Raw genomic sequence first — 21,179 nt, 5'->3', positions numbered from 1 at the left:
GCGGGAGGGCAAGCAGGAAACTGGTTGGGAGTCCTCAGACGCCGAGCGCGTCGCAGATCGGGTCGAGGGTCAGATCAATCTGCCAGTCGCGCGCGCCGCGCGCAACCATCCGCTCCTCAACCTCGTCTCCCGACGGGCGTGAAGGATCCAGGGGAGCCCACGCAAGGTAGCGCTGTACCTGTGGGGCAAGCACGACCTCCGGTGCCAAGCCCAATGATGACGCGACACTCGCAACCGCGGATCGGACCGTTCCCAAGCGCGCGGCCGAGGCCTCGTCGATGCGTGCCCACTGGCGAGGCTCAGGGATCGACCCTGGCTGCACAGGCTTACGCTTGGGCGGCAATTCATCCTCGGTCATCGTGGCCACAGAAGCGAGCGCGCGCATCCACTCGTCCTCGAACTGGCGGGCAATGGGGGAGCGGAACTCGTTGATGGACATGAGCGCGCGCCTATTGCGAGGCGGGTTCGAGGCTGCACGCACGAGTGCAGCGTTACGCACCAGGCGACCGGGGGACATGTCGATGCGGCGCGCGATCGACTCTCTGGTCTCCCACAGGGCCTTCAAGACTCCTAAGCCTCGCCGCGAGCGAATCTTGCCTGCGCCTGGCAGCGACCGCCACCGATCAGGCTTCGCAGTTGGGGGAGTTACCGTGAGCGCATACGAGAATTCTTGCTGCGCCCACTCCCAGCGCCCCATCTGATCGAGTCGCTTCGAAAGGCGATAGTACAGTTCCGTCAGCAGTTCAACATCCAGAGCCGCGTAGCGCAGCCACTCCTTAGGTAGGGGGCGCACCGACCAGTCCGACGCCTGGTGGTCCTTCACGAGGCCCAGGCCCAGCACCTGCTCAGCGACCGCCGCCAGGCCGAAACGCTCCAATCCCACCAGGCGCGCGGCGACCTCCGTGTCGAAGAGGGCCGGGACTCGCAGGCCGACCTGCCGCAGATTCGGCAGGTCCTGGAGGGAATCATGCAGGAGCCACACGTCCTCCACGCCCGGCTGCAGCTCAGCAAGATTGGGTAGGGCATGTGTGTCAAAGAGGAAAGTTCCGACGTCTTCACGTCGGAGCTGCACCAGGTAGGGGTCAGCTCCGTAGCGGAATCCCTGTGCGCGCTCCACATCCAGCGCGATCGGAGTCGAACCTGAGGCGAGGACTCGCGCGGCTGCCTGAAGGTCCCGTCGGGTATTAACAACGGTGGGGATCCCCCCACGCGGCTGTGCAACAAGTTCCGGGTTATCCGTATCGCCCCGCGGCAAGCCGCCGCCGTTGTTGACCAGCACTCAGACTCCTTCAAGATGACGGATCGGAACAATGCCGGCTGTTCGGCGCATCACATCTGCCCATCCGGATAGATGCTCCCCGAGATACTCACTGTTGGGCGTCCACGAGGCGCGAACCTCGACAAACAGAGATGATCCTCGCAGCTCCAGGCCGCCGAAAGTCTCACTCATCTCGCGGGTAACCGTGCCCGTCAGGTCATGGAAGCCAGCACCTGCGCCGTCAAGGCAGTCAATCATCCACCCCCACACGCCCTCGGCGAGCATCGGATCGATCGCCATGTCCGCATCAACCTGAGTGCGCATCTGGCACACGATGCGAAAAACACCGTTCCAACCGATCTGCTCGACAGGATCGTGAAGGATGATCATGCGACCAGTCGATAGGGGTTGCCCCGCACTGTCCTCGTCAATCGTGCGCATTGCGAGCGCAGCCGTGAACGGCGCCAAACGACGAGGCGGGGGCACCTCTTCGAGGACGATATGCGGCAGGTGGTCGGCCTGTCGTAGGGACAGCAGAGCCCGGATAAACTCCTCGGGCACCGCGTTCTCATTCACGGTTAAATCGTACGAGTGTCATCTTTCTTTTTGCTTCAGACGCGCCGCTAAGGGCCATCTCGATAAGTAGTGGGTACGTGTTGCCCGTGACGCATCGAGATGGCCCTAGTGTTTTACAATCCGCGCGGATTACGCAGTATGTAAGCGGTGCGTGGCCCTACATGCACGGTGTCTCCGGAACGGTAGTCCTTGCGGTCGTCATCTCCTCCCGTGTCAACGACCGTGTGCCACAGGTGTCCGTACTTGGCGTCCGGCAGTGTGAAATCAACTGCTTCCGGAGCCGCGTTAATCAGGAGTAAGAAATCGTCGTCGAGAATCCGTTGTCCGTTCGCATCGGGTTCTCGAATCGCATCCCCGTTATAGAAGACCATCGTGGAGCGCGCCCAAGGCTGATTCCACTCTTCCTCGGTCATGTGTGTGCCGCTGGGAGTGAACCACTCAATTTCGGCCAGGTCTGACTCGCCACCGCGCTTGGCTGGTCCCTCGAGAAAACGCCGACGGCGCATTACTGGGTGATCGCGGCGCAGGTGGATGAGGTGGCGCGTGAAACGCAGGAGCTTGTAGTCGTGTTCGTCCAGGTCCCAGTTGATCCAGGAAAGCTCATTGTCCTGACAGTAGACGTTATTGTTACCTCGCTGCGTGCGTCCGAGTTCGTCGCCGTGTGCGATCATCGGCACGCCCTGGGAGAACATGAGCGTTGTCAGGAAGTTACGCTGCTGACGGTAGCGCAACTCGATAATTTCTTTGTCATCCGTGTCGCCCTCTGCCCCGCAGTTCCACGAGCGGTTGTCGTTTGCGCCGTCCGCGCCTCCCTCTCCGTTCGCCTCGTTGTGCTTTTCGTTGTAGGAGACGAGATCACGAAGCGTGAACCCGTCGTGGGCGATGACGAAGTTGATGGACGCCATCGGCTTGCGTCCCGTCGTCCCATACAGGTCGGAGGAGCCGGCCAGTCGCGAAGCGAAGCCGGGGAGCGAGGAGAACTCGCCGCGCCAAAAGTCGCGAACGGTGTCGCGGTACTTGCCGTTCCACTCTGACCACAAAGGAGGGAATCCACCCACCTGATAGCCATCGGAACCAACATCCCACGGCTCGGCGATCAGCTTTACCTGTGAGACAACCGGATCCTGGTGGATGAGGTCGAAGAACGCGGAGAGGCGGTCGACTTCAGCGAACTGGCGGGCCAGCGTGGAGGCCAGATCGAAGCGGAACCCGTCAACGTGCATCTCAGTGACCCAGTAGCGCAGGGAGTCCATGATGAGCTGGAGGACCTGCGGGGAACTCATCAGGAGGGAGTTACCTGTGCCTGTTGTGTCGAAGTAGTGCTGACGGTCGCCGTCCACGAGGCGGTAGTAGGAGGGGTTGTCGATGCCGCGGAAGGACAGGGTCGGACCCATGTGGTTACCCTCGGCCGTGTGGTTGTAGACCACGTCCAGGATGACCTCGATGTTTGCTGCGTGCAGTGCTTTGACCATCGCCTTGAACTCGGAGACTTGGGCGCCCGGTTCTTTCGACGCCGCGTAGGCGTTGTGTGGGGCGAAGTAGCCGATGGTGTTGTAACCCCAGTAGTTTGAAAGACCCTTTGCCTGCAGTGTCGTGTCGTTTGTGAACTGGTGGATCGGCATCAGCTCGACCGTGGTGACGCCGAGCTTGGTGAGGTGCTCGATGATGGCCGGGTGTGCCATGCCTGCGTAGGTTCCGCGCAGCTCTTTGGGGACGTCAGGATGCCGCATCGTCATGCCCTTGACGTGGGCCTCATAAATGATCGACTCTGAATAGTCGTGTCCTGGGCTGTGGTCACCCTCCCAGTCGAAGAATGGGTTAACGACGATGGAGAGCATGGTCGCCTTACTGGAGTCACCTCCTTTGAGCTTGAGTGGGTCGTTGGCTTGGTAGGACAGGAGGTCGAGCGAATCGCTGAGTTGTCCTTCGATGGCCTTCGCGTAGGGATCGAGGAGCAGCTTGGATGAGTCGCAGCGTAGACCGTTGGCCGGATCCCAGGGGCCTTCGATGCGATAGCCGTAGCGCTGACCGGCGCGCACTTGCGGTACGTACACGTGCCAGACGTAGGCATCCACCTCGGTCATGGGGATGCGTATTTCATTGCGTTTCTCGTCGAGCAGGCACAGCGTCACAGACGTTGCAACCGATGAGTAGATCGCGAAGTTCGTGCCGGTTCCGTCAAAGGTGGCACCCAGTGGGTAAGCCTTACCAGGTCGAGTTTCCATACCGACAAGGGTGGCACGAATGCAGCGCGAGTGGCGATAATCCGCATAAAAATGAGCATGTGACTTGGATAACTATCGTTTGGTTTTGCATTTCTGCCCGTAGGTCTGTTAAGGTTTTACCCGTTGCGAAGAGCGGTAAACGCTCTGAGAACTGCGGATGTGGCTCAGTTGGTAGAGCATCACCTTGCCAAGGTGAGGGTCGCGGGTTCGAGTCCCGTCATCCGCTCGGGCGATTGGCGCAGCGGGAGCGCGCTTCCCTGACACGGAAGAGGTCACTGGTTCGATCCCAGTATCGCCCACGGTCAACCTTTACGGGTTTGGCGGGCATATGCCCGGCCGCACAAGCGGTTCACGCGGATGTGGCTCAGTTGGTAGAGCATCACCTTGCCAAGGTGAGGGTCGCGGGTTCGAGTCCCGTCATCCGCTCTCAATCGGGAATCCACACGATCCCATTGGGCGTGGTGGGTTGGCCGAGAGGCGAGGCAGCGGCCTGCAAAGCCGTATACACGGGTTCGAATCCCGTACCCACCTCGGGCGATTGGCGCAGGGGTAGCGCGCTTCCTTCACACGGAAGAGGTCACTGGTTCGATCCCAGTATCGCCCACCAGGTAAGCCGGATCACTGTGATCCGGCCTTTACTGTTTCGAACCCCTCTTTCGAGTTGTAGGACGCTACGTGTTGCTGGAGGGGTGACTTTTCGGCTTGTCGATGCGGGAAAGCCGGTGTTTTTGTTGGTTGTGATGCCTCATTAGGGGTGGCTTGTCGGCGTGTCGCGACTCTAATGGTGCCATTTCCCCATGGGATGGAGCTGGGGTGTGGTGGCGCTTCTGTCTGAAACTCGAGGTTCTTAGCCTGTTGTGGGCCGCGGCTCGTGGCGTGGCTCCCGAACGGATCCAATGGGTAGTAGTGGCAACCCATTCCGTCCTTGAGATGCGCGTCTAAGAGCTTGGGCTGTCATCTACCGTCCGAATGCTATCCGGTGGGTTATGCCCGTTCTGTTGCGTGTGCGCACCGGTATATAAGTGAACGCTCATCGCCATCTATACATGTTGGCCTATAGGCAATTGATACCTGTGTGTGCGCCGTCCCTATTCATTGGTTTGTCAGTCTTCGGCAGTGTTGAACCATGCGCTAATAAAATGATCCCATATTATTTTAAAGCATGCGACTTCGTCCCTGTTAATTAGTGTTGTTAAAATTAGCGACACGCCGGAACAATAAAAGTTGACACATCCTGATTGATACTAATGAAACTGCGGTATATATGCCTTGTCGAAGTCAAGAAATATTGGTTACGGTGAACTCATTCTTCCTATTCTTGACCAAATTGCAGGACGGTGACATAGACTGGCAATGCATGAAGCGACATCGTCGCATATCCCGTTGACAGGAGTTATCTATGGTCGCCGTGAAGCGCCGTCATCTGGGCGCATACTTAGCAGCCGTTGCTTTGATACTGAGTTTTCTTGGCTTCACGCAATTCGTTGGCGCACAGGTTCCCGCTTACGCAGACGCTCCCGCATGTCCTGGCGCGGTGACGAATGTAAGCGATAAGGTCACGCTTGATTGGAACAATGCCCAGTTGGTCGACCAGAGCGACCACGAGATTCACTCGGTGGGCGACTGGTGGGACCTGGGTGTCAAGCTTCCCTGGAAGAGCACAGGGCATGTCAAGGCAGGCGACTACTTCACCTATAACGCGAACGTTGTCAACCAAGCGAACGGCGAGTCGGTGCTTCGTCCAAACGTCGCCCGTGCCTTCGATGTGGTCTCGCACGACAATATCGTGGTCGGTTGTGGTACCTGGGGTGCCGATGGCAATGTGACCGTCGTTTTCAACGACAGGGTTGAATCCGCTGCCCAGTGGTACGGTACGGTGACGACGCACGGTTTGGCGCAGTACAGCGGCCCCGGCGGCGAACACTACGTTGTGACGGTCGGCGGGAAGGTGACACGCAACCTCGAGATGACTCGCCGGACTCCTGGTGAAGCCCACTATCAGAAGGACGGATGGCTGAATCTGACAGAAAACGAAGACGGCGACGAGAATAAGGCAATCATGTGGCGAGTCATTGTGCCCGCCGGTGATGCCGCGGTCTCCGGTGCTTCGATCGTCGATGAGGTCCCCGCAGGTTCCCGCTGGAGCTTCGACTGTAACACCGTCAACGATTACACGAAGACCCACACCTACCTGGTGACCGACCCGACGACTTCCGACGGTCTGCGCCAGGTGAACGATACGTCGAACGGGGCCTTCGGTAACGCCGCCCAGATTGAGTGCACCTCCACGAAAGTCACTGTCACGCTCGCCGAAATCCCCGCCAACCAGTCGGCAATTATTCTGCTTCCTGCTCGCGTCGAGGGTGCGAAGCGTGCAGGAGACGTCCTTGGTGAATTCGCCAACACAGTGACGTTCAACGTTCCCGGTAAGACTGTTGAACCCGTCAGGAAGGTCCTGCGTTACGGTGCGACCGCAGACGCTTACGCGCATCAGACGTTCTCCGTGACCAAGAAAGTCGAGGGCGATCTTCCCGAATCAGCCAAGGATCTCGACTACACCCTGGTCATCACTCTGAAGAACGTCGCCGACCCGTCCGTGGATAAGACCTTTGAGACAACCATCAAGGCGGGGGAGACGTACAGTTACCCAGAGTCCCTACCTCTGGGAACCGTCGTTACCGTCACCGAGGGTGATCTGCCCGCGTCCGCTGAGATCACGTGGAACGACGCGGCCAGCCGAGTCTTCGAAACTGCTGACGGTGTTACGCTCGCAGCCGACAATCGTGAGGCGACGTTCACTCTGAGCGACGACCACGTCTATTCACTGACGTTGACGAATACACTCGCTCCTACCCCGACCCCCACGCCTTCGGCCACCCCGTCGAGTCCTGCGCCAACGCCTTCGGTTTCGCCGTCGCCCGCACCCAAGCTTGCAACGACAGGTGCCGACGCGTCAGGACTGGGTGCTCTGGCGGGAATCATCGCGATTGTCGGCCTGTCGTTCATAGCGGCCAAGCGTCATCGCGGCTGAACTGAAAGCACCGGATTAACGACCGCCTCACCGTGGGTGGGAGGAACGATGTTCCTCCCACCCACGGTCGTTGATAGAACCGATAAAGGTGCGAGCGCAGACATCGCGACTATGGCAGCGGACGCCACAGTGGACACGACCGCGGAACGATAAGAAAGCGGGAGGGAACTCGAACGGTTTGGTGCAGGTAGAATCGTTCCAGCACAACAAATCGCCGACCGTGCGGTGCACACGCAAGGGTCCTAGCGTGAACTCACGTAGACCCGGGCCTCCCACGGAGCAAGAACAGAAGCAGGGGATGGGTCGTGCTCGGCACAGCCCGAAGAACCGTCTCTGACTTCCTCTGTAGCGTTGCTCAAGTACAGGCTCCAGCGAGAAGCGCAGTAGGCCTCGTCCTGGAGGGTACGAGCAGGAGTGAGGGCGCGCCCCGACAGATTAACCACGACGAGAACGGCGCTGCCCTCACACGCGCGCATGTACGCGAAGATCGCGGGTGAGCCAGCGTCGATCCGTTCAAAGGACCCGAAAGTAAGAGCCGGGATGCGATGGCGTGCCTCGATGAGCGCACGGTAATAAGCGAGGACGGAAGAAGGATCGTGGAGCTGAGCGTCAACGTTGATGCGTGTCGCCGAGGTCGGCACGTCGATCCACGGTATTCCCGACGTGAAGCCTGCGTTCGGTGAATCATCCCACTGCATGGGGGTGCGCCCGTTGTCGCGCGAGATGGCAGCTAAGCCAGCCGGGACGAGGGTGGAACCGCTCGCACGCAGGTAGTTGAGTGATTCAACATCCCGGAAATCGCTCGCTCGCGTGAAGCACCCGCCGAGCATACCGATCTCCTGGCCCTGGTAGATGAAGGGGGTGCCGCGCTGAAGGAAGTAGGCGGTGGCGAGAGCAGTCGCGGATTCGAACCAGAAAGCATCGGGATCCCCGAAGCGGGTCACCGCGCGTGGCTGATCGTGGTTCTCCACGTACAGGGCGTTCCATCCTCGATCTGCGAGAGTCTCTTGCCAGCGTGTCAGAACATCGGCTAGCTCTCCCTCGGCAAGGGGGCGTGGCGAGAACTTACCGGCCTCCTGGCCGAGGTTGACGTGCTCGAACTGAATCAGCATGTTGAACTCTCGCCGAGCGGGATCGCAGAACAAGAGCGCAGATTCAGGTGACGCGTTGGACGCCTCACCGACCGTAAACGATCCGGGATGCAGGGCAAAAGTGCGCTCGTGCATCTCCTGAAGAAACTCATGTAGGCGCGGGCCGTCCGCGAAACACTCGTGTCCCACACCGAACGGCGCCCGGGCGGGTCCGCCGTCGGGCAATCCTGGGAACTTCGAGATGACGTCGATCGCATCGACACGGAAACCATCCACGCCCCGATCCAGCCACCAGTTCATCATGTCGTACACAGCGTCGCGGACCTGGGGATTCTCCCAGTTCAGGTCAGGCTGCTCGCGTGCAAACAAATGAAGATAGTACTGGCCCGACGCTGGATCGTACTCCCACGCGGGACCACCGAAAAAAGACTCCCAGTTGTTGGGCTCAGCACCCGCGGAGCCAGGGACTGTGCCGGGTCTGGGGTCGCGCCAGTAGTACCAGTCGCGACGCGGTGAGTCGATTCCCGAGGCGGACTGCACGAACCACGGATGCTCCACCGAGGTGTGGTTCACTACCAGATCCATGACGACACGTATACCGAGTTCGTGAGCGTGGCTTACAAGGGCATCAAAAGTGGTGAGGTCGCCGAACAGCGGATCGATGTCGCGGTAGTCGGAGATGTCATACCCGTTGTCCGCCTGAGGTGAGCGGTAGATAGGTGAAATCCAGACGATGTCGATACCGAGGTCCGCCAGGTAATCGAGGCGGCGATCAATCCCCTCCAGGTCGCCGACCCCGTCCCCGTTCATGTCCTGGAAAGAACGCGGATAGATCTGGTACAGGATGGCGTTCATCCACCATGGGTCCGCGTGGACCCTGGCGGCGGGTAAGAGGCTGGGTCGGACAATCATGGGGTTACTTCGCGCTGATGAACGCCCAGGCTTCGTACAGTTTGCTGTCGGTGTGGTAGACGACGGTGCAGGTGAAGTTGTACGTGCCCGTCTTTCCAGTCGTCAGGTATGTGCCGGTCAGGGTGCCGTCCACGGTGTACTGGGGCAAGCCATCGCTATTCGTGCCGTACCTCTTAACCGTGCGCTCTGTGATGTATCCGTTGGAAATTGACTGGCCCAGCGCGGCCTTGCACTCGTTCATAACGCCCGTTTCTTCGGAGGACGTGAGGCCGGTGCCAGAGGAACTTGTTGCCGTCGGACGAGGGCTGGATGTCGATGTCGAGCGCGGGCTGGGTGTTGTTGAAGGCTGGGGGTTTTGCGTGGGGGAGTAGGTTGAGGTGGGTGAGGGAGAGGAAGAACGGTCCCCGGCGGAGCGTTCCTCCGTGGCGGCTGAGAATATTCCCATGACGACGATGCCGCCGATAAGGGTGATGACAAACACTCCTGCGATGATTGCTGCGATGAGGCCGCCGTTGGATTTGTTGGGTGTGCGGCCCATTGGTTGGCCGCCGTACGGACCCTGTGCGGGCGTCGCGGCCCCAAAGCCCTGCGGTGCACCCTGCTGGTAGCCGGACTGTGGGGGGAGGCCACTCACCTGCTGGTTGGGGAAGGGCTGCTGGTTGTTAGGGGGGAAAGGGGTGCTCATACGCTACTTTCGTGGTGGTGAGTCAGGTCTCAGGGATCGTTCTGTATCCTACCAGGCGCTAGGCTGGGGGCATGACAATCGACTACTTGACGCGGCCTCGCCCGCTCACTCCCCGTCAAGACATCCTCCCCGTCATCATCGGTGGAGACTTCGGGGTCTACGGTATTGGGCGTTGTTTCAACGAGGCCTTTGGGTGTCGCTGCATCTGCGTGGGGTCGCAGCCCACCGATTCGATCACACGGTCACACTTTTTTGATGTCCACCACGTGAGCGCTCACGCGACCGATGCTCAGTTGCTTGACACTCTCATGACGATCGCGGGGAGCCACCCGGACAAGAAGCTCATCCTGATGGCGAACCACGACATTTTCTCTGCGTTCGTGGCGCGCAACATGGATGCGCTCTCGCGTCACTACGCGCTGCCCTTCCCCAGCGAGGAAGTCATGAATCGGCTCACGGATAAGGCGGAGTTCGCGCGCGCCTGCGAGCGGGCGGGTATCGATACGCCGCGCACAGTCGTCGTCGATTTCTCGCACGCGTTGGACGAGGCCTGGGTTGGCCCGGAGATTCCCTTTGCTTTCCCCGTGGTCGCCAAGCCCGCCAACGGCGAGCCCTACGACGTCCTCGAATTCGAGGGCAAACGCAAGATCTGGTTCATCGACACGCCCGACGAGCTCGCCCAGCTGTGGGAGACCCTCAAGGCTTCGGGGTTCCGGGACACCTTCCTGGTTCAGGAACTGATCCCCGGCGACAACACCGCGATGCGTTCAATCACCGCCTACGTGGACTCCCGCGGTGAGGTCACCCTCATCGGCTCTGCCCGTGTGCTCCTAGAGGATCACGCCCCGACAATGATTGGTAACCCCGTTGCCATGATCACCGAGGATTTCCCCTCACTGTGGGAGGACGCCTGCACGCTGCTTACCGACAACGGCTACCGCGGATTTGCAAACTTCGATGTCAAGATCGATCCGCGTGACGGTCGGGCCGTCTTCTTCGAGGTTAACCCGCGCATCGGACGCAACAACTGGTACATGGCAGCCGCGGGCGCAAATCCGATGATTCCCATGGTCGCCGACCTCATCGACGGTCAAGCCTGCGAGCAAACACAAGCGAAGGACGAGATCCTATACACGATGGTTCCCGACTCCCTCCTGCTCCGTTACATCACTGACACGCAGTTGCGTGCACGCGTGAAGCGCATTATCCGCGAGGGGCGCCGCTTCGACCTACTCCTCAATCCCACCGAGAAGGATCTGCGCCGCAACATCACCGTATGGCTTCAAAAGCAAAACCATCGGCGTAAGTTCGCGCGCTTCTATCCCGAGCCGACCCAAACCTCGTACTGACCGAGCTTGGCCCCCTCACTCGGCCTCGGCCTCGTCGATGGGGGAACGGCCCCTGCTAAACTGGCCTGCGACACGCGACCGTACGTTTCGACTAACGAGGACACCATGACGACCACCTCTCTCGTGCCTATCTCCCAAGAAGACAAAATCGCAGCAGTCTCGGGTTTCCAGGACCGTTCCCTGCCCATCGAACAGGCCTGCGTGTGGGAGGCTTTCGAAAAGTCCCAGGGGCACGGTGTGTGGGGACGGTACGCATGGTGCGAGGACGACACCAAGGTCGCTTTCATCACCCTCTACAAATACGCGGTGCGAGGCGTGCATTACCTGTGGGCCAAGTGGGGACCCACATGGGTCAAGGAAGCGACCCCCGAACGTGAGGCCGCATTGCGCGCGGACCTGCTGCGCGAGATCAAGAAGCGGGACAAGTCCGTCGTCTTCGTGCGCCTGCACGCCATCTACCAGCACCCGGATCTGGTGATGCCCCTGCAGACCATCTCCTACGACCGAACCGTCGTCATTGATACCTCCGGCAAGACCGAGGAGGCGATCCTCGCGGCAATGCCGAAGTCCGGCAAGCGCTCCATCCGTTCCGGCCTGAAGAAAGGCAAAGCGGAAGGCATCACCTTCCACGAGGACACGGCGAACGCCACTGACGTCATCGACGAGTACTACGCGGTGATGGAGGAGACCGCCGAGCGTGACGGTTTCCGTCCTCACCCCAAGGCCTACTACATGAGCCTGCTCACCACGCTGGGACCCAAGCACGCGCGCATCTTCTCCATGCGCGACGCCGACGGCGCCATCCTGTGCTGGGACTTTTGCCTCGTGGAGGGGATCCGCGCGCAGGCCGAATACGGCGCCTCCACCGAGGCCGGTCGACGCCTGCGCCAACCCCCGGTCCTGGACTTCCTGGCCGCCGAGTTCCTCGCCCGCGACGGCGTGCGCGAATTCGACCTCATGGGCGCACACTCCCCGCGCTGCCCCGATCTCTACAGCGTCGGCAAGTACAAGAGCGCCTTTGCGGCGCACTTCACCGACGTCCCCGGCGGATGGGATATGCCCGTCAAAAAGAACACCTATCGCGCCCTGAGCGCCGCAAAAGCGATCAAGGACTGGCGCGCCCGCTCCTGAATCGCCCGCCCCCGGGCGTTAGAATCCCACTAGCACCTAACTGCATCGACCGTATCGACCAAGGAGACACTGTGCCCGACATCTCGCTCGTCATCGACGGAGAAAACCAGACCGTACCGGCGGGGACCACGGGCACGACGTGGTTCGAGAAGTCCCGCGACGTCGTCGCCATCAAGGTCGACGGCATCCCGCGCGACCTCGCGACCCCCTTCGAAGAGGGCACGACCGTCGAGGCCATCACACTGGCCAGCGAAGACGGCCTGAACATCCTGCGTCACAGCGCAACCCACGTGCTCGCCCAGGCCGTTCAGGACGTCTTCCCCGACGTCAACCTCGGCATCGGCCCGTTCATCACAGACGGCTTCTACTACGACTTCGGCAACATCGACGCGGTCACCCCCGAGCTGCTGCGCGACCTCGAAAAGCGCATGAAGCGCATCGTCAAGGAAGGGCAGCGCTTCGTGCGCCGTGAGGTCTCCGAGGACGAGGCCGTCGTTGAGTTGGCCGAGCAGCCCTACAAGCTCGAACTCGTGACCACGAAAGGCAAGGGCGCGGAGGGCGCCTCCGTCGAGGTTGACGGCGCAACTCTGACCATGTACGACAACGTCCGCCGCGACGGCTCCGTCGCCTGGAAGGACCTGTGCCGCGGCCCCCACCTGCCCTCCACGAAACTGATCGGCAACGGCTTCGCGCTCACCAAGGCTTCAGCCGCCTACTGGAAGGGCGACCAGTCGAACGACCAGCTCCAGCGCATCTACGGCACGGCCTGGGCTTCCAAGGAGGACCTCGTCGCCTACCAGGAACGCATCAAGGAAGCCGAGCGCCGCGACCACCGCCGCCTCGGAGTCGAGCTGGACCTGTACTCCTTCCCCGAGGAGATCGGCCCCGGCCTGGTCATCTTCCACCCCAAGGGAGGCATCCTGCGCCACGAGATCGAGTCCTACGTGACCGACCGTCATAAGCAGGCAGGCTTCGACTTCGTCCACACCCCCGAGATCTCCAAGGGCGGTCTGTTCCACACGTCGGGTCACCTGCCCTACTACGCGGACACGATGTTCCCACCCATGCTCGTTGACGAGGAACGCGACGAGGACGGCAACGTGACCAAGGCAGGCCAGGAGTACTACCTCAAGGCCATGAACTGCCCGATGCATAACCTCATCTTCCGTTCGCGCGGCCGCTCCTACCGCGAGCTGCCTCTGCGCTTCTACGAGCTGGGCCACGACTACCGCTACGAGAAGAGCGGCGTCGTGCACGGCCTAACCCGCATGCGCGGCTTCACGCAGGACGATTCGCACACCTACTGCACGCCTGAGCAGGCCTCCGAGGAAATTCGCACGCAGATCGAGTTTTTCCTCTCCATCCTCTCCGCCTTCGGCCTCAAAGACTTCTACCTGGAGCTGTCCACGCGCGACGAGGACGGCAAGAAGAAGGACAAGTTCATCGGCTCGGACGAGGACTGGGCGGCCGCCACCAAGGCGCTTGAGGACGCCTGCGCGGCCACCGGCCTGGACCTCGTGCCCGATCCGGGCGGCGCCGCCTTCTACGGCCCGAAGGTCTCCGTCCAGGTCAAGGATGCGATCGGCCGCACCTGGCAGATGTCGACGATTCAGTACGACTTCAACCAGCCCGAGCGCTTCGACCTGGAGTACACGGCCGCCGACGGCACCCGTCAGCGCCCCGTCATGATCCACTCCGCGAAGCTGGGTTCCGTTGAGCGCTTCATCGGCGTCCTCACCGAGCACTATGCGGGCGCGTTCCCGGCGTGGCTCTCGCCCGTCCAGGTCCGCCTCATCCCCGTCGCCGAGGCCTTCGACGGCTACGTCAAGGACGTCGCCGCGAAACTGCGTGAGCGCGGCGTGCGCGTCGAGACCGACCTGTCCGACGATCGCTTCGGCAAGAAGATCCGCAACGCGTCCAAGGACAAGGTTCCCTTTACGCTCATCGCCGGTGGCGAGGACGTCGAGGCCGGGGCCGTGTCCTTCCGCCTGCGCGACGGCTCGCAGCACAACGGCATTGCCGTCGACCGCGCCGTCGAGCTGATCGCCGCGCACATTGAGCAGCGCAACAACGCGGACCAGATCGACGGCCTCGACGAGGCGTGAGCGACATGACGGAGCAGGGCACGCCCCACCAACCGTTGCCCACCGAGGACGCCCGCGAGCTTGCGGGCGTCCCGGACGGCTTCTCTCGCTTCTGGACCCCCTACCGGATGGCCTACATCCACGGGGAGGGCAAACCCGCCGACGCGAGTGACCGCACGTGTCCTTTCTGCGCCGCGCCCGGTAAGGCCGACGACGATGGACTCATCGTTCACCGAGGCGCCACGTGCTTCGTGCTCATGAACCTCTTCCCATACAACTCTGGTCACTTGCTCGTGTGTCCATATCGACACGTTTCTGATTACACGGAGCTGTCTGCCCCGGAGCGCATCGAGCTGGGGGAGCTAACGGCAACCGCGATGCGAGTGACACGCGAGGTTGCCGCCCCGCACGGCTTCAATCTGGGTATGAACCAGGGCGAGGTGGCGGGGGCAGGAATCGCCGCTCACCTGCATCAGCACATCGTGCCCCGGTGGGCGGGGGATGCCAATTTTCTGCCCATCATTGCGCGCACGAAGGCGGTGCCGGAACTCTTGGAGGACGCGCGCGCCCGCCTTGCCGCCGCCTGGCCGAAGGAGAAGTGATGCTTGGTAATCACGGACGGTCGATCACCAAGGCGGTCTTTACCCCGCTCGCTCGTGTTCTCGCTCGACTCGGCGTGACACCGAACATGGTGACAGTGGCTGGAACTGTTGCCTCCGTGGCGGTGGCGGTCATCTGCATCCCGCAGGGGTGGATCTGGCAGGGTGGTATCGCCCTGGCGGTCGTGATGTTCGGCGATTCGGTCGACGGAACGCTGGCGCGGATGACGACCGGCGGAACGCGCTTCGGTGCCTTCCTGGATTCGACGCTCGACCGCCTCGCCGACGGCGCGGTTTTCGGTTCGCTCACGGCTTTCGCGGTCTTCCGGATGAATGAGTCTCCAGTGCGTACGTGGGTGATTGTCGCTGGGATCTGCTCGATCATTGGCGCGGCAGCCGTCCCCTACGCGCGCGCCCGAGCGGAGTCCGTCGGCGTGGTCGCGAAGCTGGGAATCGCGGAACGGACAGACCGTCTGATTGTTGGAATGGGGTCGGCGATCGTCATGAGTGTGGGCGCGCCCGCGTGGGTGTTGGCTCTTGGCCTGACGTGGGTTGCGTTTGCGTCTTTCATTACTGTCTGCCAGCGCATCTGGTTCACCGCGCGTCACATCGACGAGGGAGCGCAGTGACCTTTTCGCCCCTGTCGACCGCTTTTGCACTGGCGCCCCGCCTGCCCCTGCGTGCCGTGATGCGCCTCGCCCATGTTGGTGCCGGCGTGCTCGCGCGTCGTGGAGGAGAACCCATTGAGCGTTTGCGGGCGAATATGACACGCCTGACGGGCAGGGAGCCGTCACCAGAAGAACTCACCGCCGCGGTGCGTTCACACATCCGCAACTATGCTGAAGAGCTGATGCTGGGTTCGCGCAGGGGTTGTTCCTTGCTGGCGGGGGTGACCTTCGAAGGCTTTGACGAACTTGTCCGTGCGAGCGTCGACGGCCCAGTTGTCCTTGCCTTGGGACATTCGGGGAGTTGGGACCGTGCGGGCGCATGGGTGTGTGCGAACGGACGAACTATCGTCACGGTGGCTGAAAAGGTTGAGCCGCCCTCGCTCTTTGCGCGCTTCGTGGCCCTGCGTGAGGGCCTGGGCATGGAAGTTATTGGTGTGGGCAAGGGTGACTCTGTTTTTTCCGCCCTCGTTGAGCGTGTGCGCGCACGCAGCGTCATCGTGCCGCTCCTAGCAGATCGTGACATTTCTGGTTCCGGCATCGAGGTTGACCTGGGGACCCGGCGTGCGCTCGTCGCGGCCGGCCCTGCTGCTCTTGCGACAAAGCTGGGTCGCCCGCTCTTTGTTGCATGCATTACCTACGAGAACGAGAGTGCCACCGGAGCGGACGTGCGTGTTCGATGCGTTGGCCCGGTGACCGTCCCCGACGAACTCGGCGCAGGTGTCAACCGCGTGGAGGCACTGACGGCGGCGTGGGTTCGCGAGTTTGCTGCCATGATGGCCGATAAACCTCAGGATTGGCACATGATGCAGCGAGTGTTCGTGGAGGACCTCGATCCGCAACGCTTGGCACGCGCCCGCGCGCAGCACGAGAGGAAGAATCGGTGAAGATTGGAATCGTGAATCCCTATTCGTGGGATGTACCCGGGGGAGTGGGTTTCCACATTCGTGATCTGGCGTTGAAGTTCCGTTCGCGTGGACACGACGTGCGTGTGTTGACTCCTTCGACGTCGTCGGACTTACCCGAGTGGATCACGTCAGCGGGTTCGTCGGTGTCGATTCCCTTCAACGGTTCGGTCGCCAACATTTCGGTGAAGCCGACGACGCTGAAACGAACGCGCCGCTGGCTGGCTGACAATGACTTCGATGTTGTCCACGTGCATGAGCCGGTTGTTCCATCCGTATCAATGGCGGCGGCGATGCTATCGAGCGCGCCGCTGGTGGGCACCTTCCACGCTGCGCTGGGTCGTTCGGTCTCCCGTACTCTTGCGTCGGCACCGATGCGCCTGTACATGGAACGTATCGGAGTGCGCATCGCAGTATCTGAGGAGGCGCGCCGCACCCTCATTGAGCATCACGGCGGTGACGCGGTCATTATTCCCAACGGTGTTGAAACGGCTGCGTTTCGCGCCGCGCAGCCTCTTCCCCGATGGCAGGCCCGCGAGGGCAGTCCGGTTGTTGTGTTTCTGGGGCGCCTTGACGAACCTCGTAAGGGCTTGGGGGTCTTCACCGGCGCAATCGGGCCTGTTCTGGAGCATTTCCCGGGTGCCCGTTTCCTGATCGCGGGCAGGGGAGACGCTCCCGAGATTCGCGCCGCTGTGGCGCGTTTTGGTGAGTCTGTGTCCTTTCTCGGTGGAATCAGCGACGAGGAGAAGGAGTCATTGCTGGCTGGCGCGAGCGTGTACGTCGCCCCTCAGACGGGAGGGGAGTCCTTCGGAATTGTGCTGGTCGAGGCTATGGCTGCTCGCACAGCGGTGATCGCTTCCGACATTCCCGCTTTCCGAGCTGTCCTGGAGGATGGTCGCGCGGGTGTGCTCTTTGAGACAGGCAGCTGCGAGTCGCTCGCCGCGGCACTCAACGACCTTTTGGAGGATCGGGATCGGCTCGATGCGCTGTCGGAGGCTGGGCAGCGTTCCTCCGCGCAATACGATTGGGAGGTCGTGGCGGATAAGGTTTTTGAGGTCTACAAGCTCGCTATCGACATGGGTAGTCCTGCTGAATCAGGTTCTCGTCGTCCACTTGATTTGATCCGGGGACGGCGGGAGCGAGAGGAGGAGTCCCTGTGATTTTAATGTCGCCTTGGGCGCTCCTGGCAGCAGTGCTCGCTGTCATTGCGCTCGCTATTGTTGTCGCTGCTGCCGTCAGTCGGGCGCGTCGGCTCGATCGGCTTCATCAACGGATCATCGCGTCGCGTGACGCGCTGTCGCGCCTGTTGTTGCGTCGCGCCTCCGAGGCCTCGCTTCTCGCTCAGACGGCGCCTTTCGTCGCGGGAGAGGCGGATATGATGCGCGACATTGCGCGCGCATGCATCCACGATGACGGGGATCAGCTTACGACTGACGGACTTGATCGTCGGACGAGCGGGAGCCGTCAGGGCGATCGGGTGAAGGTCGCTGCTCGGCTTGAGCGTGCTTCCAGTTTGTCGCGTTCCATCAGGGACACGCTTACCCCCGCTGTTCGTGCCCGGCTTGCGACCGATCCGCAGGCAGTCGGGCGTCTTAATGCCCTTGATGCAACCTGCTACCGAATAGAACTAACTCGAAACGTGCATAACGTGGACGTATCAAGTGTGCGCGCCCTTCGTTCCGCACGAATGGTAAAATTGCTACGGCTCGCCGGATACGCTCCGGTTCCAGAGTCCATTGATTTTGATGACGACACACAAACTGGCGGACGGGGATACTGACATGCAGACCACCCACTGGGGCGGGCCAGGAGAGGACTACCGCCTGCGCAAGATAAGTGCAGCAGCCATTAGTGACAATAATGGCATCGGGGCACCCGCTCCTGACGATGCGGCACCTGTCTGGCAGCCACCGAAGGCGATTCATTCCTTCCCGTGGCTCGAAATGGTGCTCACCGTTGTCGGTATTCTTGGTCTCATTGGCTTGACCTTCTACATGCTCAGCCCGGCAGCGTCGGGATACTTCGCGCTCGTCAAGACGACGCTACTCGCGCTCATTCCACTTGCCATCGTCGTCGGATTCCTCATCCGCATCGACCGGTGGGAGCCCGAACCGTGGAAGACTAAACTCACGATGTTCCTCTGGGGCGCCGGTGTTGCGACCCTGTCAGCCGGCATCCTCAATACAGCGTTGCACGTGAACATCGCCTACACCACGGGCGATGCTCAATCGGCCTCGGCAATATCTGCGACCTTCGTTGCCCCCCTCGTCGAGGAAACCCTTAAGGCGATCGGCGTGCTGATCGTCGTCGTTGTGCGTCGCACCAGCATTAACTCCGTTCTTGACGGCGTGGTCTATGCAGGATTTTCGGCAGCGGGCTTTATGTTCACTGAGGACATTCTCTATTTCCTGCGCGGCGAGGCCGAAGGCACAGCGAGCCTCATCGTGCTCGTCGTTATGCGCGGCGTTTTCAGTCCCTTCCTGCACGTCATGGCAACCTCGATGACCGGCATCGGTTTAGCCCTGGCTCTGCTGAAGTTCAAGCGCGGCTGGTCTAAGGCCGGAATTGTCGTGGTCTTCTGGACCTTAGCCATGCTCATCCACCTCCTGTGGAACGGCAGCGCCTCCTTCGGCGGCGGATGGTTCATTATCCTGTATTTTGTTGTGCAAGTGCCGTGCTTTATCGTATGGTCGGTCCTACTCTTGCGTGCGACACGCAAAGAAGCAGACAAGATTCGCAAGGGCTTGGTTCCCTACGTTCGTACCGGCTGGGTCCTTCCCGGAGAGGTTACGATGGCGACGGATAGGCGCTCACGCAAGGCCGCTATGAAATGGGTTGCGCGCGGCGGGCGAGACGCCAAGAAGGCAATGCGTTCGTTCCTGTCGGATCTGGCGTCGCTCGGACTCGACCAACATATTATGGCCAAGCACGGACCTGATCCGGCCCGTATCGATAATGACCGTCAGATGCTGGCGGATGCAGCCGAGAACCGGCGTGAATTCCTGCGCCTGACGTCCATTGCCGCGCAACAGGACGACGTGACCAAGGCTGTGTCCTCGCGCTCAGCCGTTGCCTGACCGCAGGAAGTTCCACAGTGACAGACATTCCACAGTATCGCGTTCCTGCTCCGAGTGAACCCGCCATTCCCCAGCCGGGTGCTGCACGAAGCGCGCCGATTCCCGCTCCTTCCTCCGCGACGCAGCCTGCGTCGCCGGGAAAGGTGCCGTCTGGTCGGGCTGACTCAATCCCGCAGCCTGCCCCGGCCTCGGCCCCCACGCAGATCCCACATCAGACCCCAGCGGGGAACCGTTACGCCGCGTCGGGGCACAACAGTGCCGAAAGAATTGCCCAAGCGCACCCCTTCAACGGAGCGGGAAATCTAACAGGCGCGCCCGCCCCCGGGCAATTTACCCCGAGCTTCCGTTCATTTGTGCACGCAGCTCCAGCAATGCCCGGACCTGGCGCCGTTCAGTACCCGCAGGCTGCGCCGCAGGCGGCTCAGGTCTGGTCCGTGCCGACGCTCAAGCGTCAACCGGTGCCCGTCTTCGAAGCGGTTGTGATCGGTGCGGGAGCGGCCCTCATGCTTCTCGGTGTCTTCGGTTTCATGGTGGCCAGCGGCCCGGTTCTAACCGTCTTCCTGGCGATCATGTGTATCGTTCCGCTCTCTATCGTCATCTCTTTCCTGCAGTTCATCGACCGTTTTGAGCCCGAACCGTGGTGGACGAAAATCGCCGCGTTCCTGTGGGGCGGGGGCGTTGCTGTCTTTTTTGCGGGCATGTTTAATGAGCTGTCCTTTATGTCTTTCGCTAACTTGTCGGGCAGCGACACCGCGGGTGCCGTCTTCCGCTCCGTGGTTGGCGCTCCCCTGGGTGAGGAACTTCTGAAAGCCCTCGGTGTCATCGCCATCGTCATGCTTCGGCGTAACAACGTTTCTTCGCCCGTCGATGGTTTGGTCTACGGTGGATTTTCTGCGGCTGGCTTCCTCGTCGTCGAGGACTTCACCTACTTTGTGAACTCAACATTCAACGGTACGCTCCCACAAACTTATTTCATCCGTGTTTTCCTCGGTGTTTTTGGGCACGTCATGTACACGAGCTGTACGGGTTGGGCAATCGGATGGGCTGTCACGCGTACGCGCTCGCTGGGCGTCGGATGCGGTGTCGTGACGCTTGGTTACCTGATCGGAGTGACCATGCATGGCACGTGGAACGGCTCCGCGGCGATCGTATCCTCCGATGGACAGTGGTTTGTCCTCTATGGAGTTATTCAGATTCCACTGTTTTGCGCGTGGCTTTGGTTCGTCGCATCGGCGCTCAAACGCGAGAGGCGTGACGCTGCAGCCGGCCTGATGCCCTACGTTCGGCAGGGGTGGATCATTCCCAGCGAGGTTCAGATGACCTGTGAGTCATCCTCGCGTCGTGCTGCTCTGGCATGGGTTTCTCGCGGTGGTCCGACAGCGAAGCGTGCGATGAAGGAGTTTATGCGTTCCCTCGCCTCCCTCGGTCTCAACCAGTTCATCATGAACGTGCGAGGGTCCGAAGCCAAACGAATCGACGCAACAAGGGAGACAGTTCAGCAGGCGACCGAGCATCGTGCCGTCTTCCAGCGGCTCATGGGCGTGCGCGTCCGCTAGCTGGCATGGTGCCCTCACAGCGCATTCATAGAGTA

The 21,179-nt window shown here is 61.2% G+C and carries 16 protein-coding genes and 5 tRNA genes; 16 read left to right on the top strand and 5 right to left on the bottom strand.

Translation table 11 applies throughout. The annotated features are described in order from the left end of the window. Window positions 1-34: 34 nt before the first annotated feature. The 3 genes from BQ7477_RS07475 to glgX all read right to left on the bottom strand — a co-directional run bounded on the left by BQ7477_RS07475 (window position 35) and on the right by glgX (window position 4,059). Window positions 35-1,279 carry an HRDC domain-containing protein gene (locus tag BQ7477_RS07475; RefSeq protein ID WP_073983407.1) on the bottom strand — a complete coding sequence of 415 codons (1,245 nt, stop codon included), beginning with the start codon at window positions 1,277-1,279 and terminating at the stop codon, window positions 35-37. After that, window positions 1,280-1,834: a DUF3000 family protein gene (locus tag BQ7477_RS07470; RefSeq protein ID WP_073983406.1), complete on the bottom strand. Its 555-nt coding sequence runs from the start codon at window positions 1,832-1,834 to the stop codon at window positions 1,280-1,282. A 113-nt stretch (window positions 1,835-1,947) separates the two neighbouring features. Continuing rightward, window positions 1,948-4,059 (bottom strand): glycogen debranching protein GlgX, encoded by a 2,112-nt coding sequence (glgX, locus tag BQ7477_RS07465; protein ID WP_073983405.1) that lies wholly within the window; start codon window positions 4,057-4,059, stop codon window positions 1,948-1,950. A gap of 153 nt (window positions 4,060-4,212) precedes the next feature. Here glgX and BQ7477_RS07460 point away from each other — a divergent pair. The 6 genes from BQ7477_RS07460 (at window position 4,213) to BQ7477_RS07435 (ending at window position 7,090) form a co-directional block, all read left to right on the top strand. After that, window positions 4,213-4,285, top strand: a tRNA-Gly gene (locus BQ7477_RS07460). A 1-nt stretch (window position 4,286) separates the two neighbouring features. Beyond that, window positions 4,287-4,358: transfer RNA gene (locus BQ7477_RS07455), tRNA-Val, on the top strand. 54 nt (window positions 4,359-4,412) lie between these two features. Beyond that, a tRNA-Gly gene (locus BQ7477_RS07450) sits at window positions 4,413-4,485 on the top strand. A gap of 34 nt (window positions 4,486-4,519) precedes the next feature. Beyond that, window positions 4,520-4,590 (top strand) — tRNA-Cys (locus tag BQ7477_RS07445). 1 nt (window position 4,591) lies between these two features. Continuing rightward, window positions 4,592-4,666, top strand: a tRNA-Val gene (locus tag BQ7477_RS07440). Between the two features lie 792 nt (window positions 4,667-5,458). Beyond that, complete coding sequence (locus tag BQ7477_RS07435) at window positions 5,459-7,090, top strand: DUF5979 domain-containing protein (protein ID WP_073983404.1); 1,632 nt, start codon at window positions 5,459-5,461, stop codon at window positions 7,088-7,090. A gap of 242 nt (window positions 7,091-7,332) precedes the next feature. Here the strand turns inward: BQ7477_RS07435 and BQ7477_RS07430 are convergent, their stop codons facing one another. Next, entirely contained in the window at window positions 7,333-9,093 is a 1,761-nt protein-coding gene (locus tag BQ7477_RS07430; RefSeq protein WP_073983403.1) for a glycoside hydrolase family 13 protein, read from the bottom strand. 4 nt (window positions 9,094-9,097) lie between these two features. Continuing rightward, on the bottom strand, window positions 9,098-9,778 hold the full coding sequence (locus BQ7477_RS11095; protein ID WP_084795712.1) for a hypothetical protein: 681 nt from the start codon (window positions 9,776-9,778) through the stop codon (window positions 9,098-9,100). Between the two features lie 71 nt (window positions 9,779-9,849). On the opposite strand from BQ7477_RS11095, the gene BQ7477_RS07420 reads away from it, so the two are divergent. The 10 genes from BQ7477_RS07420 to BQ7477_RS07375 all read left to right on the top strand — a co-directional run bounded on the left by BQ7477_RS07420 (window position 9,850) and on the right by BQ7477_RS07375 (window position 21,144). Next, window positions 9,850-11,127, top strand: a complete 1,278-nt coding sequence (locus BQ7477_RS07420; RefSeq protein ID WP_073983402.1) for a carboxylate--amine ligase — start codon at window positions 9,850-9,852, stop codon at window positions 11,125-11,127. Between the two features lie 105 nt (window positions 11,128-11,232). Beyond that, window positions 11,233-12,258 carry a lipid II:glycine glycyltransferase FemX gene (locus tag BQ7477_RS07415; protein ID WP_073983401.1) on the top strand — a complete coding sequence of 342 codons (1,026 nt, stop codon included), beginning with the start codon at window positions 11,233-11,235 and terminating at the stop codon, window positions 12,256-12,258. Between the two features lie 71 nt (window positions 12,259-12,329). Beyond that, entirely contained in the window at window positions 12,330-14,363 is a 2,034-nt protein-coding gene (gene thrS / locus BQ7477_RS07410) for a threonine--tRNA ligase (protein ID WP_073983400.1), read from the top strand. Window positions 14,364-14,368: 5 nt separating this feature from the next. Further along, on the top strand, window positions 14,369-14,944 hold the full coding sequence (locus BQ7477_RS07405; RefSeq protein ID WP_073983568.1) for an HIT family protein: 576 nt from the start codon (window positions 14,369-14,371) through the stop codon (window positions 14,942-14,944). Continuing rightward, the gene (gene pgsA, locus BQ7477_RS07400) at window positions 14,944-15,570 is read left to right on the top strand and encodes a phosphatidylinositol phosphate synthase (protein WP_073983399.1); all 627 of its coding nucleotides are present in this window, start codon (window positions 14,944-14,946) and stop codon (window positions 15,568-15,570) included. Before BQ7477_RS07405 ends, pgsA begins: the two co-directional genes overlap by 1 nt. Next, window positions 15,567-16,493, top strand: coding sequence for a phosphatidylinositol mannoside acyltransferase (locus BQ7477_RS07395; RefSeq protein ID WP_073983398.1), 927 nt, complete (start codon window positions 15,567-15,569; stop codon window positions 16,491-16,493). Before pgsA ends, BQ7477_RS07395 begins: the two co-directional genes overlap by 4 nt. Continuing rightward, a complete protein-coding gene (locus BQ7477_RS07390) occupies window positions 16,490-17,671 on the top strand; it encodes a glycosyltransferase family 4 protein (protein ID WP_073983397.1) in 1,182 nt (393 codons plus the stop codon). The genes BQ7477_RS07395 and BQ7477_RS07390 overlap by 4 nt, the downstream gene beginning before the upstream one ends. Then, a complete protein-coding gene (locus BQ7477_RS12425; protein ID WP_073983396.1) occupies window positions 17,668-18,291 on the top strand; it encodes a hypothetical protein in 624 nt (207 codons plus the stop codon). Before BQ7477_RS07390 ends, BQ7477_RS12425 begins: the two co-directional genes overlap by 4 nt. Continuing rightward, window positions 18,257-19,588 (top strand): PrsW family intramembrane metalloprotease, encoded by a 1,332-nt coding sequence (locus BQ7477_RS07380; RefSeq protein ID WP_084795710.1) that lies wholly within the window; start codon window positions 18,257-18,259, stop codon window positions 19,586-19,588. Before BQ7477_RS12425 ends, BQ7477_RS07380 begins: the two co-directional genes overlap by 35 nt. Window positions 19,589-19,959: 371 nt before the next feature. After that, complete coding sequence (locus BQ7477_RS07375; RefSeq protein ID WP_073983394.1) at window positions 19,960-21,144, top strand: PrsW family intramembrane metalloprotease; 1,185 nt, start codon at window positions 19,960-19,962, stop codon at window positions 21,142-21,144. Window positions 21,145-21,179: the final 35 nt, after the last annotated feature.

This window comes from Actinomyces bouchesdurhonensis, from assembly GCF_900128465.1.
Taxonomy (GTDB): domain Bacteria; phylum Actinomycetota; class Actinomycetes; order Actinomycetales; family Actinomycetaceae; genus Pauljensenia; species Pauljensenia bouchesdurhonensis.
The sequence above is the reverse complement of the archived record's forward strand: the minus strand, read 5'-3'. Positions and strand labels throughout refer to the sequence as shown.

Excerpts from the sequence above, each read along its gene's own strand:
- BQ7477_RS07405 (WP_073983568.1), top strand. The coding sequence starts at position 14,369 with ATGACGGAGCAGGGCACGCCCCACCAACCGTTGCCCACCGAGGACGCC.
- BQ7477_RS07380 (WP_084795710.1), top strand. The coding sequence starts at position 18,257 with ATGACGACACACAAACTGGCGGACGGGGATACTGACATGCAGACCACC.
- BQ7477_RS07415 (WP_073983401.1), top strand. The coding sequence starts at position 11,233 with ATGACGACCACCTCTCTCGTGCCTATCTCCCAAGAAGACAAAATCGCA.
- BQ7477_RS07430 (WP_073983403.1), bottom strand. The coding sequence starts at position 9,093 with ATGATTGTCCGACCCAGCCTCTTACCCGCCGCCAGGGTCCACGCGGAC.
- BQ7477_RS07435 (WP_073983404.1), top strand. The coding sequence starts at position 5,459 with ATGGTCGCCGTGAAGCGCCGTCATCTGGGCGCATACTTAGCAGCCGTT.
- BQ7477_RS11095 (WP_084795712.1), bottom strand. The coding sequence starts at position 9,778 with ATGAGCACCCCTTTCCCCCCTAACAACCAGCAGCCCTTCCCCAACCAG.
- BQ7477_RS07375 (WP_073983394.1), top strand. The coding sequence starts at position 19,960 with ATGCCCGGACCTGGCGCCGTTCAGTACCCGCAGGCTGCGCCGCAGGCG.
- BQ7477_RS07420 (WP_073983402.1), top strand. The coding sequence starts at position 9,850 with ATGACAATCGACTACTTGACGCGGCCTCGCCCGCTCACTCCCCGTCAA.
- pgsA (WP_073983399.1), top strand. The coding sequence starts at position 14,944 with ATGCTTGGTAATCACGGACGGTCGATCACCAAGGCGGTCTTTACCCCG.
- glgX (WP_073983405.1), bottom strand. The coding sequence starts at position 4,059 with ATGGAAACTCGACCTGGTAAGGCTTACCCACTGGGTGCCACCTTTGAC.